At 44.2% G+C, this 12901-nt stretch carries 12 protein-coding genes; 6 read left to right on the forward strand and 6 right to left on the reverse strand.

Features of this window, described 5'->3' with window-relative positions; all coding sequences use genetic code 11:
• The first annotated feature begins 459 nt into the window (after positions 1 to 459).
• Entirely contained in the window at positions 460 to 1032 is a 573-nt protein-coding gene (locus F9817_RS17495; RefSeq protein ID WP_161157453.1) for a hypothetical protein, read from the forward strand.
• An 83-nt stretch (positions 1033 to 1115) separates the two neighbouring features.
• On the opposite strand, the gene argC is transcribed toward F9817_RS17495, so the two are convergent.
• The 5 genes from argC to F9817_RS17520 all read right to left on the reverse strand — a co-directional run bounded on the left by argC (position 1116) and on the right by F9817_RS17520 (position 7380).
• Positions 1116 to 2045 (reverse strand): N-acetyl-gamma-glutamyl-phosphate reductase, encoded by a 930-nt coding sequence (gene argC / locus F9817_RS17500; protein ID WP_161157454.1) that lies wholly within the window; start codon positions 2043 to 2045, stop codon positions 1116 to 1118.
• Between the two features lie 167 nt (positions 2046 to 2212).
• Positions 2213 to 3004: a CLCA_X family protein gene (locus F9817_RS17505; protein WP_161157455.1), complete on the reverse strand. Its 792-nt coding sequence runs from the start codon at positions 3002 to 3004 to the stop codon at positions 2213 to 2215.
• Positions 3005 to 3173: 169 nt separating this feature from the next.
• Positions 3174 to 4709 (reverse strand): DHA2 family efflux MFS transporter permease subunit, encoded by a 1536-nt coding sequence (locus tag F9817_RS17510; RefSeq protein ID WP_161157456.1) that lies wholly within the window; start codon positions 4707 to 4709, stop codon positions 3174 to 3176.
• A gap of 16 nt (positions 4710 to 4725) precedes the next feature.
• Entirely contained in the window at positions 4726 to 5916 is a 1191-nt protein-coding gene (locus F9817_RS17515) for an HlyD family secretion protein (protein WP_161157457.1), read from the reverse strand.
• Between the two features lie 12 nt (positions 5917 to 5928).
• The gene (locus F9817_RS17520; protein WP_161157458.1) at positions 5929 to 7380 is read right to left on the reverse strand and encodes an efflux transporter outer membrane subunit; all 1452 of its coding nucleotides are present in this window, start codon (positions 7378 to 7380) and stop codon (positions 5929 to 5931) included.
• A 106-nt stretch (positions 7381 to 7486) separates the two neighbouring features.
• On the opposite strand from F9817_RS17520, the gene F9817_RS17525 reads away from it, so the two are divergent.
• Positions 7487 to 8086 (forward strand): TetR/AcrR family transcriptional regulator, encoded by a 600-nt coding sequence (locus F9817_RS17525; RefSeq protein WP_161157459.1) that lies wholly within the window; start codon positions 7487 to 7489, stop codon positions 8084 to 8086.
• A gap of 98 nt (positions 8087 to 8184) precedes the next feature.
• Here F9817_RS17525 and F9817_RS17530 read toward each other — a convergent pair whose 3' ends face one another.
• Positions 8185 to 8946, reverse strand: a complete 762-nt coding sequence (locus F9817_RS17530; protein ID WP_161157460.1) for a DeoR/GlpR family DNA-binding transcription regulator — start codon at positions 8944 to 8946, stop codon at positions 8185 to 8187.
• 354 nt (positions 8947 to 9300) lie between these two features.
• Here F9817_RS17530 and F9817_RS17535 point away from each other — a divergent pair, with 354 nt between their 5' ends.
• Genes F9817_RS17535 through F9817_RS17550 form a run of 4 tightly spaced genes read left to right on the forward strand, consistent with a single transcriptional unit; the run spans position 9301 to position 12863 of the window.
• Entirely contained in the window at positions 9301 to 10296 is a 996-nt protein-coding gene (locus tag F9817_RS17535; RefSeq protein ID WP_161157461.1) for a DctP family TRAP transporter solute-binding subunit, read from the forward strand.
• A 23-nt stretch (positions 10297 to 10319) separates the two neighbouring features.
• Positions 10320 to 10844: a TRAP transporter small permease gene (locus F9817_RS17540; protein WP_161157462.1), complete on the forward strand. Its 525-nt coding sequence runs from the start codon at positions 10320 to 10322 to the stop codon at positions 10842 to 10844.
• 13 nt (positions 10845 to 10857) lie between these two features.
• Entirely contained in the window at positions 10858 to 12138 is a 1281-nt protein-coding gene (locus F9817_RS17545) for a TRAP transporter large permease (RefSeq protein WP_161157463.1), read from the forward strand.
• A 20-nt stretch (positions 12139 to 12158) separates the two neighbouring features.
• A complete protein-coding gene (locus F9817_RS17550) occupies positions 12159 to 12863 on the forward strand; it encodes a type 1 glutamine amidotransferase (protein ID WP_161157464.1) in 705 nt (234 codons plus the stop codon).
• Positions 12864 to 12901: the final 38 nt, after the last annotated feature.

The following is a 12901-nucleotide window of genomic DNA, read 5'->3' on the forward strand; positions in this document are numbered from 1 at the left end:
GTGAAATAATACCAACAAAACAAAACCATTAATAAAATATCGTAAATACAATAAGATATATTGATTAATGAGGTAATTAAAAACCAAGAGTTATAAAATACCCCATTTAATGTCGGTCTTACTGGCAGATAACGTCTTAAAAAACATGACAAATAAAATATTAGTTCAAAAATTATAAATATCATTTCCTAATTTAGCAACATGAAAATAAATACATTATTAAATTACAATAAAACCAAATAAACATCTGAAATATGTTAATTCGAATTCTTTGAACATCTCATCATCTGCTCTTTTAAGGAATAGTCTCAACATAACCCCGAACTAAACAATAATTTAGTTAATAATTTCATTCATATTTGGGAACAATAATCCACAAACTGTTTTTACCAGTTACCCGTTTTTTCCCCATTCTATATGCTGTTCATCTTCAGTTGGCTAAATAAAGATAACAACCACATGAGTTTATTTTCTCGTATCAATCCATTTAAGAGCGCAATGTACAATCCGCGCGATCCCCATGTCCGTTGGTGGATGTCACTTACAGCACCACACATTTTCGATGTACCCGATTATTTTGATATTTGGTTACCCGGAATGAAACGTAAAGGCACTCCCGATACAAAAGCAGAATGGAAGCAAGACATTCAAGAAGGCCTAACCAAAGACTTTTATAATTTTTATGAGCCAGAGATTATTTATTCTTTAACCCAAAGTCAGTTTGAGGATCTTACTCCCACGCAAGGTATTGACCTGACACGTGGTGATAAAGAGCATCGCCGCTTTGTCTTACCCGCATACTATATGGCGTTACAACTTCGTTATGCAGTAGACATGGAAACCATGGATAAAAGTGCTACGGAGGCATTGTTATATTGGCAAGATAAAGATGAACATGATTGGCGCTCTCATGCTGCCCATATCTTGTTAGCCACATACCTTTATATGTTAATGAATTGGCGAAAAATACCTGAACATGAGATCTATGAAAATTACGTCGTAACCTCAATCAATACAGAGGCATTTGATTAAGAGAAACGCATCAAAGAGATCGTTGTTAAAGGGCAGGTGTCGAACCCTGCCCATTTCCTCATTTTGAGAGGTTTCTAGTCATACTAAATCTCTACGCAGATACTTTCATCAAGACCCAGCATAATATTCAAGTTCTGTACGGCTGCACCAGATGCGCCTTTACCTAGGTTATCAAACTTAGCCACTAAAAGGGCATTGTCAGCACCATCAATGGTAAACATCGAAATTTCAACCGAGTTTTTGCCTTCGACACCGTGAGGTGTGATGAAACCGAAATCGGTATCAGCATTTGCAACATTAAGATCATTCACAGTAATGAACGGCTCATTGGCGTAATGCTCACAGAATTTGTTATGGATTGCGGTAGCCTTGTCGGCAGTGACATGTCTTAACGGCACAAACACCAACATACCTTGCTGGTAGTTAGCTACAGAAGGAATAAACAGAGGAGCAGACTCTAGATTTGCCCATTTCATAATTTCAGGGATGTGTTTATGGCTCTTGTTAAAACTATAAACCCCGTAAGCAGGACCACCATTTTCATATTTAGCAATCAGTTGGTTACCACCACCACTCACACCAGAAATCGCATTGATGGTGATATCATCCAAGCTCACCAACCCTTCGAGTGGTTTCAACAGTAAAATAGCCCCTGTTGCGTAACAGCCTGGGTTGGCCACTTTACTCGATTGACGAATAAGATCGCGCTGATTAGCAGTTAGCTCAGGTAAACCATAGACCCATTCATCATTAATACGGTGAGCAGTACTAGCATCAAGAACGCGACAACCTGCTTGCTCAGCTAACGCAGCCGACTCTTTCGCTGCATCATCGGGTAGACATAATATTGTCACATCAGCTTCTTGCATTAGCTTAAGCTTGGCTTCTTTACTCTTTCTTAACTCGTGTGCCACCGTTAATATGTCGATCGAAGGATGAGAACTGAGCCGTTCCAGAATTTGTAATCCGGTTGTTCCTACTTGCCCATCAATAAATACTTTGTACTTGCTCATCTTCCTTCCTTAAATTGTTACAACAACAGCATGGGTAACTTATATCATAGACCGCTTAATATTTCTTCATTATTTTTACATAAATAGTCACTTTAAAGCAGGTGGTTTGAATATAAATCAGCATATATCCCGCTAGCATCATTCTAATATTGTCGAGATAAATGAGGTTACCGATTCAACGCCTCTCCTAGAGGTCGAAAATAATCCTGGAGTGCCTCGTGAATGATATATCGATGGCTCAATTCTGGATATATAGCGAGGTTTTCATTGCTCATCGTACCGGCCACTAAGTAGCTATTGTCAATCCCAGAGCAGGTCTCAATCACCGCCTCAAATGCTCTTGCCATCATCTCCGTCGGCCTAGAAAAATATCTAGAGTTGAGTGCCTTATCTGCGTTAACACTGCGCGAGACGTAATCGTGAACATCCTGCCCGCCTTTGCTTAACAAGGTCGCGTCAAATATCTTCATCAAACGTACATTTAAAGGATGAGTGTGCAACTTGGCGTTCGTTAACCAGCAATCACTGGCAAAGAGTATCGAGCGTTGTGGCGCAGAACGATCGCCAATATCGAACGCTTTATCGGCAATATAGTGATCAAAGGCATGCCAAAACTCATGAGCAAGCGCGCCTGCTCCAGCATTCTTTGCTAACGCCAATTCACGTAAATTAGGAGCATAATGTGCCTGCACACCCTTGCGCCCCCCGGTACCAAAGGCCAAGTTCAAATTACCTCTCAACCCAATGGCTTGTGGGGGCAATGCCAAAATAAACGCTAAATCCGCTAATGAATCAAAAATCACATTCGCTGCGAGTGCTTTCTCTTCAGCATTGACCCATTTTCCAACCCGAATGCTCCCTATGCCGAACGTTTGTTTTATATCGATAAACGACACAGACTCCCCGTGCCGGTAGTCCGGCCCCTTACGAGTTTTGTATTTAAAGCTGGTTAACCGCACAACATTTCTTCGTCTCTAGCCACATCCGCTAATTATATAGGAACCCTACCCCATGGGCGAAAATGAAATCTATCCCTCAATCACTATCGATAGCAAAAATAACAAAAGGCGGAGCAAACCATGGGTCTGTTCCGCCTTGATGTATTAACTTATTTCATCACAGGTATCACTAATGAGCGGCACCCGCCTGCACACTGGCTTTAATTTTAGGCGCAAGCCAAATAAGGAAAGCAGCCCCCACAAATACAGCAGCAATCACCATAAAGAGTTGGTTGGTCGCCACCATCACACTCTGTTTTTGCACCATATAATCGACCGAATTTCTTACCTGATCAATCGACATACCAGACTGCTGCATCATATGAGTGGCCACGCCCGATCTATCGGTCAATCCTGCAAGTTCGGAATGCACGTAACGACCTTCATCTTCCCATGAGGTATTGACGAGCGATGTAGCAAATGCCCCAGCAAGACTACGAATGAAGTTCATTAACCCAGCAGCAGAATCCATCTCAGATTCTTTAACACTCCCTAGTGCTAACGCTGTTAACGGCACAAAGAACAATGGCATTCCGATCCCTTGAAAGAACATCGGCCAGCTGATTTGCGAAAAAGTCATATCCAAATTGGCAAACGCACGAATAAAGGTCCAAGCCCCCAGCCAAACTACTCCAAGGAACACCAGAGGCCGTGGGTCCATCTTGGAGGAAAGATTAGCTACGACGGGGGCAAGGAAAACGGCAAGAATCCCCATTGTTGCCGTTGAGTACCCAGCGATGGTGGCGGTATACCCCATAAACTCTTGTAACCAAAGTGGCGTAATAACTTGAATCGCAAAGAATGCGCCAAACGCTAACGCCAAGGTGATCATACATGCGGTGTAACCGCGGTGGCGGAACACTTTCAAATCCACCACAGGATTACCATCCGTCAGTTCCCAGATTAAAAATGATAGGAAACCAATAACGGCAACACATGCAAGTACTGTTATTTTAGTGGAAGAGAACCAATCCCAGTCTTTACCTTTATCCAGCATGATTTGCAGCGCAGCAACCCATACGACTAATAAGCCTAAGCCGACTTTATCAATACGAGCTTTAATGCTTTTTGTTTCAAAGCGTTTGAGTAATTGCCAGCAAGCAATACTTGCGATAATGGCGAACGGTGCCTTGATAATAAATACGTATGGCCAACTGTATTGGTCACACAAAATACCACCCAGTATAGGGCCAGTAATTGGCGCAACCATCGTCGTCATACTCCAAATCCCGATAGCAGCGTGCGCTTTATTACTGGGGAAAATTCTTATCATCAAGGTTTGCGATAAGGGCATCAACGGACCACCAGAGAATCCCAAAAATACCCTAAAGGCCACCAACATCGTCATGCTTGTCGCAAGGCCACACAAAACAGAGAAAAAGCCATACATCAAGAAACACACAACAAAGACCCGAATGGATCCAAAACGTCGTGTTAACCAGCCAGTCAGCGGCACTGAAATCGCTTCCGCAACCGCATAAGAAGTAATGACATACGTCCCTTGACTGGTGGACGTGCCCAATGCTCCAGCAATATTGGCAACAGACACATTCGCAATCGTTGTATCCAGAATTGCAAGGAAGTTAGCCGTTGCTAAGCATAAGGCACCCAAGAACAGCGCCATACCAGTAAGCGGTTGAATGTCATTGTCATTTGTTTGACTCATGATTTCACCCTAGGCTCTAATCAGCCAACATTGCAGTGCGGTACTCAGCCAATGTTTTATCATCAACAATGGTATCGGTATCCACCGTGACTTCCATAGAAAGCCCGACGTGCAGTGGATGTGCCTTCAGATCATCTTGGTTAAGTTGAATACGTACGGGCAAGCGTTGAACCACTTTGATCCAGTTGCCCGTTGCATTTTGGGCAGGAATCATAGAAAACGCAGATCCTGTACCACCCGACAGGCCAGTAATCACACCGCGGTAGACAATATCATCACCATACAGATCGGAGGTAAGTTCAACAGGCTGACCAATCGTTACTTTTTCTAGCTGGACTTCTTTAAAGTTGGCATCCACATAGATATTTTGTGTCGGAACCACCGCCATCAACTGCTCACCTAAGTGAACACGTTGGCCGATTTGCACATGGCGTTGTGCAACCACACCATCGATAGGTGCACGAATGACAGTACGATCCAAGTTCACTTCTGCTTGTTCATAACGTGCTTTTGCCGCCAATACTTCAGGGTTATTCGCCACCGTTGTGTTGTCGATTAATGCCGCGTTCGCTTTTTGTTTACCAATGGTGGAATATTTATTGGCATGAGCTTGTGCTGCGGCCGCTTTCGCTGCATTTAAATTGGCTTCAGCTTGATCGTAACCATTTTGTGCATTAGTCAGTTCTTCACCAGACACAGAACCTGATTTAACGAGGTCTTGACGACGTTTCAAATCAATTTCTGCACGATGAAAATCGGCTTTCGCTGCTTCTAATTGCGCATCAGCTCGTTTAGCATTTTCTTCTTGAGCATGCACTAAGGCCGTTAAACCTTCATCGTTGGCCAGATAACTGCGCACATGACGTTTTGCTAATTCATAATCGGCTTTCGCACGATTAAGAGCAATCCGCGCGTCGGTATCATCAATGTTGACCAACACATCGCCTTTATGTACGGCTTGAGTATCAACCACATTGACTTTTTGTACGATCCCACCGATGGCAGGCGTTACGCCGGCGACATCCGCTTCGGCATAGGCGTTATCGGTATTCACATAGCGCGAACCATAGAAATACCAGTAAGATCCATAACCACCCGCAGCAACCACAATAGCGCACGCTAGTGCCAAAAAGCCTTTCTTACGTGAGCGTTGTGCATGTGCTGCTGTAACATCATTGATTTCTGTTTGAGAATTATCGTTACTCATTATTAAAACCTTTTAAGACTTTTTAGGTTGATATCCTGCGCCGAGTGCATGCACCAACGCGAGGTCAAGACTGAATGCGCGGGATTGGAGATTCACCAAAGCTCGCTGGTTATTAAGCAGTGCTTCTTCTGCGACTAACACATCTAGATAAGTCGATAACCCGCCTTTATAACGGTTATTGGCTATGTTGTAGGCCTGCTGAGCAGCATCGACCGCTTCTTGCGTTTTGTTGATTCGAGCATGTAAGGCGCGGCTGCTCGTGACAACATCAGCCACTTCATGCAGCGCATTGGTTAACGTTTGATTGTAGCTATTCACCGCTTGTTGGTAGTGAGCGCGAGCAGAGGTCAATTGTCCATCTAATCGTCCCCCCATAAAAAGAGGAAGATAAATGGCAGGCCCAATACTGCCGGCATCATTACCTGAACGAGTCAGGTTATCGAGACCAAACGCTTGATAGCCAATAAATGCCGAAATACTGACATCTGGGTAATATTGCGCTTTCGCGATGCCTACACGTTGAGCGGCGGCTTCGGCACGCCATCTCGCCGCTGTAATATCGGCACGATGACCAAGCAAACCTACCCCGACATTACTTGGCAACCCGTAACGAGTCCCTAACTGAATCTGTGGCTCGGTAATGAATTTGGCGCGGTCTGGACCTTGACCGACTAGCGCTGCGAGCGCGTTTTTCTGGAGGGCGATGGCTTCTTTAATCCCCAAGAGTTCGGCTTCAACACTGGCACGAATCGATTTCGCTTGATTGACCGAGCCAAGTGTTTCCAGTCCATTTTTGTAACGTTTTTCGAGCAATTCTACGGTTTGGCTACGTAGGCTAACGGCTTCAGCCACAGTGTGCTCATTTTTGTACAAACGTGCTAACTCAGCGTAAGCATTCGCAATAGACGTCGCTAACATCAAACGTGCAGAAATGGTTTCAGCTTTCGTGGCAGCCAGCTCATTAGTGGCAGCAATGACCGCAGCTTTGTTTTTGCCCCAAAAGTCGAAGTCATAATTGAAGTTGAGCGTTAACGTACCGTAATCATTCCAATCGGCTGGCGGCGCATAAGCTTGGTATTGATAACTAACCTTACTTTCAGACGCAGTGGCACTTAACCCAACTGTTGGCTTTTTGGTTGCACCAATCTGTTGAGCGATCCCTTGGGCATCACGCAACCTAGCTTGGGCAATTTTTAGATCCGGCGAGTCAGCAAATGCTTGTTCAATTAACTGATCAAGTTGCTTATCTTGATAACGAGTCCACCAATTCATGGTAGGCCAGTTAACCTGCTGGCTGTCGGCAAAACTTTGTTGATATTGAAGCTCACTCATTTGTGCCAATTTCGGCGTGGCTTCATCATTCGGTGCGACACATCCGCTGAGTATTGCAGTGCTTAGTGCTGTTAATGCAAAACAACCGCGGTGTTTAGTCACGAACCTTGAATATAAAGCATTGCTTTTCACGTTAGATTACCTTATAACTAAACCGTACCGTACAGTTATACTCTTGACAACGAGCAACCGTCAAGGGAAACTTACCCGGAATTTTTGATGGGATATCGAGAGACCTATGCGTGTAAAAAGCGAAGAAAAACGACAGGAAATATTGGATATAGCCAAGCGTTCATTCACTCAACAAGGGTTTGAACAAACGTCTATGTCTTATATCGCTAAAGAGCTGGGGGGATCGAAAGCCACGCTATATAACTACTTCAGTTCAAAAGAAGAAATTTTTTCGGCCGTGATGGAATCGTCTGCCACCGAACAAATAGCCAATGCGTTTCTTTCGCTCGATCATCATGATGATCTAATGGCAGCATTACCGGAATTCGGCTTTAACTTTTTACAATCGGTGTTAAAGCCGGACATCATGGCCATCTACCGCATGGCGATGAATGAAGCAGAGCGTTCGTCGGTTGGTCGCCATTTCTATGAAAATGGCCCGAAGAAAGGTTGGCTTCACCTAAGTGGTTACCTACAACACCAAATGGAAAAAGGCCACTTGCGCACCGCAGATCCGTGGTTAGCGGCGATGCAGCTTAAAGGATTGCTTTCTGCTGAATTTTTCGAACCTTACGCACTTCGAGCTATTGATATACCAGACGATAATCAAATTAAACTCGCGGTAGAAAGAGCCATTGGCGCCTTTATGGCATTGTATAAATTGTAATGGTGATATACCCAAATAACCTCAAGATACACTCTTGCTGAAACAGCATCTTGACGTTACTTGGGTATATAGCTCGGCAAATGATTTTGCCAGGCTATTTAATCAGCGAGATGCAAGTTTAATGAAGATTGCTCGACCTTCTCAGCAATATCAACCGACAAGGGTTCATCAGTGACCAAATGGTCAATTTGATTAAATGACAATACCTGAAACATCGCACTGCGATTGAATTTGGAATGGTCGGCGACCACAATGACCTGCTGAGCTTGTTCTGCCATTGTCTTAGTCAGTTCTGCTTCTTCTAACGTAAAATCTGCAGCACCATTACTGTCAATCGTCCCAATAGTTGAGATCAAATATTGCGCATTAAATAGTTTAATCTGACGCGTTGCCATCAGTCCTAATGATTGTGATGATTCAGGATGAAATTCCCCGCCAAGCAAATACACTTGATGATCGTATTGAGCAAACTCAGTGGCGATTTGCGTCGAGCTGGTAATCACGGTTAGGTGTTTTTTTGCTTGCGCAAGTTCTTGCGCCAACAATAGCGTGGTCGTCCCCGTGTCCATAAATAAGCTTGAACCATCTTCAATTAAGCCAACCGTATAATGGGCAATGCGCTTCTTCTCATCGATCGCTTCGCTTAAACGTGTAGTAAAACCGTTTTCTTTCTCCAAAATAGGGGGAAGCGAGGCTCCGCCATGAAATTTACGCACTAACCCCTTTTTCGCGAGCACATTCAGATCGCGCCTAATGGTCTCTCCTGATGTATCAAACATTTCCGTCAGTTCATCAACAAATACCCGTTCTTCTTTTTCTAGCTGTTTCAGTATTGCTTGCTGTCTTTGTAATGGACGCATCGTGCCCCCTGCTACGTAGTTATGATACAAAATTGGGCAATTGCACACATTTGATCCATTGCCAATGCCATTTTATGCCCCATTTCAATTACTCAACCGATTGAAGTGTCACTAATTACTTAATGTTGATTTGGTCTATTTTAAACTATAAACACCCACAATTACGACCATTTAGTCATTAATAAAACAAAAATAAACACAAAACCCACAATTTGGCATAAGACTTGCTCTCTTGTTCGTAAGCAAACGTTAATAGTGTCTCACGTTGAGTGTCATTCATTTTCATCTCAGACACCAACCATACCTAATAACACATATCTTATTGAACATCCTAAGGAAGGGAGTAACTGCATTATGCGTTCACCATGGATCAAAACCTTTACCAAATTGACGTTATCAATCGGACTCACTGCAATCGCAACACAAGCTTCTGCACTAACCATTAAAATCGGCCACTTTGGCAATCCAAACACACCTTTTGATGATGGAGTAAAAATCTTCGCGCAAAAAGTCGACCAATTATCCCATGGCGATATTAAAGTCGTTGATTTTCCAAGCGGTCAATTAGGCAACGAATCCCAAGAGATTGCCGCCCTACGCGGTGGTTTACAAGAGATGCTCATCACGTCTTCATCAAACTTGACCCGTTATTCCAAACCACTTCAAGTACTCGACCTACCTTTCCTATTCGCTAATGATGAACAAACTGACAAAGTCCTGTTAGGACCAACCGGCGATAAGTTATTAACAGGACTCAATGGTAGTGGACTCAAAGGGCTGACTTTTTGGGATAACGGCTTTCGCGATTTATCCAACTCAAAACACCCCATCACTAAGTTATCCGACTTTAAAGGGTTAAGTTTTCGTGTGATTGGTCAACCGGTCTACATCGATACGTTCAAAGCATTAGGCGCAAATCCGGTGCCAATGCCTTTCCCTGAAGTGTATTCAGCGCTTGAAACCAAAACGGTCAGCGGTCAAGACAACCCACTATTAACTGTACGAGACGTGAAATTCTACGAAGTGCAAAAATACCTGACACACTCTCGCCATGCTTATTCTGCAATGATCGTATTAGCTGGTAAGCCATTCTGGTCTCGCCTAACTGATGCTCAAAAAGAGATTGTACAAAAAGCAGCACGTGAAGCAGGGATTGAGCAACGCAAAATTATGCGTGACGCTGTAGAAAAAGCAGAAAACATGCTGAAAAAACATATGGAAGTGGCTGATGATTTTGCACCGGGTGAACGTGCAAAAATTGCCAAAGCAGTACAGCCCGTCATCAACAAGATGCTAACGGATGAAACTCGTCCCTTCTACAAAGAAATCAAAGCAGATTTGGCTAAGTAATCAGTATTGGATATCCCTTCATTATGCGATTGATACATAAACTTGAATCCATGCTGGAAGCGTTAGTGGCGATACAACTTCTCGCCACTATCCTAACGGTATTTTCCAATATCGTACTGCGCTTTTTCTTCAATAGCGGCATCCCCGTTACCGACGAAATATCGCGCATTATCATGGGATCATTGATATTTACTGGTGCGGTGCTCGCCTTATCTCAAGGCAGCCATATCAGTATGACGCTGGCAATCGATAACCTGTCGATAGGGAAGAAGAAAGCAGTTGCTGTCATTGTTGCAGCTGCGATGATTTTCTGTGACTACCTTCTCGCCTCTGGTGCTTGGTCTCAGGCAACGATCAACATGAATAATAACTACCCATTATCAGGCTTACCTGCCTGTATTCCTTATGTGGTGGCTTTGATCTGTGGTGGCGTTATGGCGGTGCAAACCTTCTTGATGCTGCTGTTCGTTTTGCTCGACAAAATGCCGGTTGATCGTTTTTTCTCCTGGCAAAACACGCAAGACACCGACCCCACGCTAAAGGATTAAATCAGGTCTTATTATGACAGTAATTTTATTTTTGGCCGTGTTGATTGTTTGCATTGTGCTTGGCATGCCTATCGCTTGGTCTTTGATGATTTCAGGTGTAGCACTCATGCTGCATTTAGACATGTTTAATGGTCAAGTGATTGCCCAAAACATGATTTACGGCACCGATAATTTCATTTTTCTCGCCATTCCAGGGTTTATCTTGGCTGGAGAATTGATGAACCGTGGCGGTTTATCACAACGTATTATCGAAGTTGCAATAGCGGCATTCGGCCACATTAAAGGCGGACTGGGCTATGTCGGGATCTTTGCTGCATTGATTATGGCCTCTCTTTCCGGATCCGCCATCGCGGACAGTGCTGCCCTCGCTGCTATCTTAATACCCATGATGCGTATCGCAGGCTACCCTGAAGGTCGTAGCGGAGGATTACTTGCAGCCGGTGGGGTTATCGCCCCCGTCATTCCTCCCTCCATTGCACTGGTCGTTTTTGGCGCAGTGGCTAACATCTCGATTAATGGGCTATTTATGGCCGCTATTGTTCCGGGACTTCTAATGGCTGCAGCGTTGGTCGCAATGTGGGCATGGTCTTCACGCAATGGCGATTACCAAACGCTAGAAAAGCAAAGTGGTAAACAAATTCTTACCGCCATCATTAAAGGCCTACCCGCCTTAGTTCTGCCTATTGTCGTCATAGGTGGTATGCGCGTTGGTATTTTTACCCCAACAGAAGCGGCGGTCATCGCTGTGGTTTATGCTACGGTTATTGGCGCATTTGTCTATCGAGAACTGAGTTTAAAAGCGTTCTACGAATCACTGGTTGATGCGGGTAAAACGTCCGCCGTGGTCATGTTCTTAGTCGGTACTTCCATGATCTCTGCTTGGCTGATTTCTATCGCTAATCTACCCGCTGATATTGTTAAGTTACTCACGCCATTATTAGACCAGCCAAAACTATTGCTCGGTGCCATTCTATTTTTAACATTGGCACTAGGCATGGTGCTCGACTTTACCCCATTAATGTTGATTTTAATGCCGATCATGATTCCACTTTGCCGCGCTGCTCATATCGACCTCACGTATTTTGGGGTGGTATTTACCATCGCAGGAGCGCTCGGCATGCTTACCCCACCCGTGGGTAATGTTCTAAACGTGGTCTCCGGTGTCGGAAACATTCGCACTCACAAAATCATCGTCGGTGTGATGCCCTTTCTGTTGGTTCAGTTTGCCGTGCTCGCTCTGCTCGTTATTGTTCCGCAAATCATCACCATTCCGCTCTCTATGCTCAGCGATTAATTAATAAGGACCGTATTGTTATGACACCTCGTATTCATTATTTACAAAACCTTGATACCGCTGGGGTTGGCAACATCACGCAGTGGGCACAAGCACACGGCTACCCACTAACCGGGACGCATCTATACGCAGGGGAACCTCTGCCTAGACTCGAAGACTTCGATATTTTGGTCATCTTAGGGGGAGTGCCACAAGAGTGTAGTGAGTGGCTAGAAAGTGAAATTCTCTTTATTCGCCAAGCTATTGATGCCAACAAAGGCGTGGTCGGCCTCTGTTTAGGTTCTCAACTTATCGGTTGTGCTATGGGGGGAGAGCTCGTTCCACACACTTGTGCTGAATCTGGTTGGCTTAATGTTGAATTGGCAGAGAAACCACACACGCACCCACTGCTAAGTGGTGTGGATTCACGAAAATTGTTTTTCTTTCATCGTAATACCATTGTTCTTCCACCTGTATTTGAACTGCATGCAAGCACAGAAGGCTGCAAAAATCAGATTTTTACCACTAGCGATAGAGTGATAGGCATTCAAAGCCATCCAGAAATGGTGGCCTCTTCCATTGAATATTTGGCCACGCATAAAGCCGACAATTTACCTAAAGGCCCATATACCACACTGGGGCTTATCGATGCTAGCCAAGACGAATTACTCACTCAAGCAGCGCAATTTTTAGCTACGGTATTAAATAATCTCGTCACTGTTTTGCAGCAAGACTATCAGGAATAACAGTAATTGAATTTGGCACTTCCAATAGGAAGTCCCAT

Origin of the sequence: Vibrio eleionomae, from assembly GCF_009874545.1 — a bacterium.
In the GTDB taxonomy this organism is placed as follows: Bacteria; Pseudomonadota; Gammaproteobacteria; order Enterobacterales; family Vibrionaceae; genus Vibrio; species Vibrio nitrifigilis.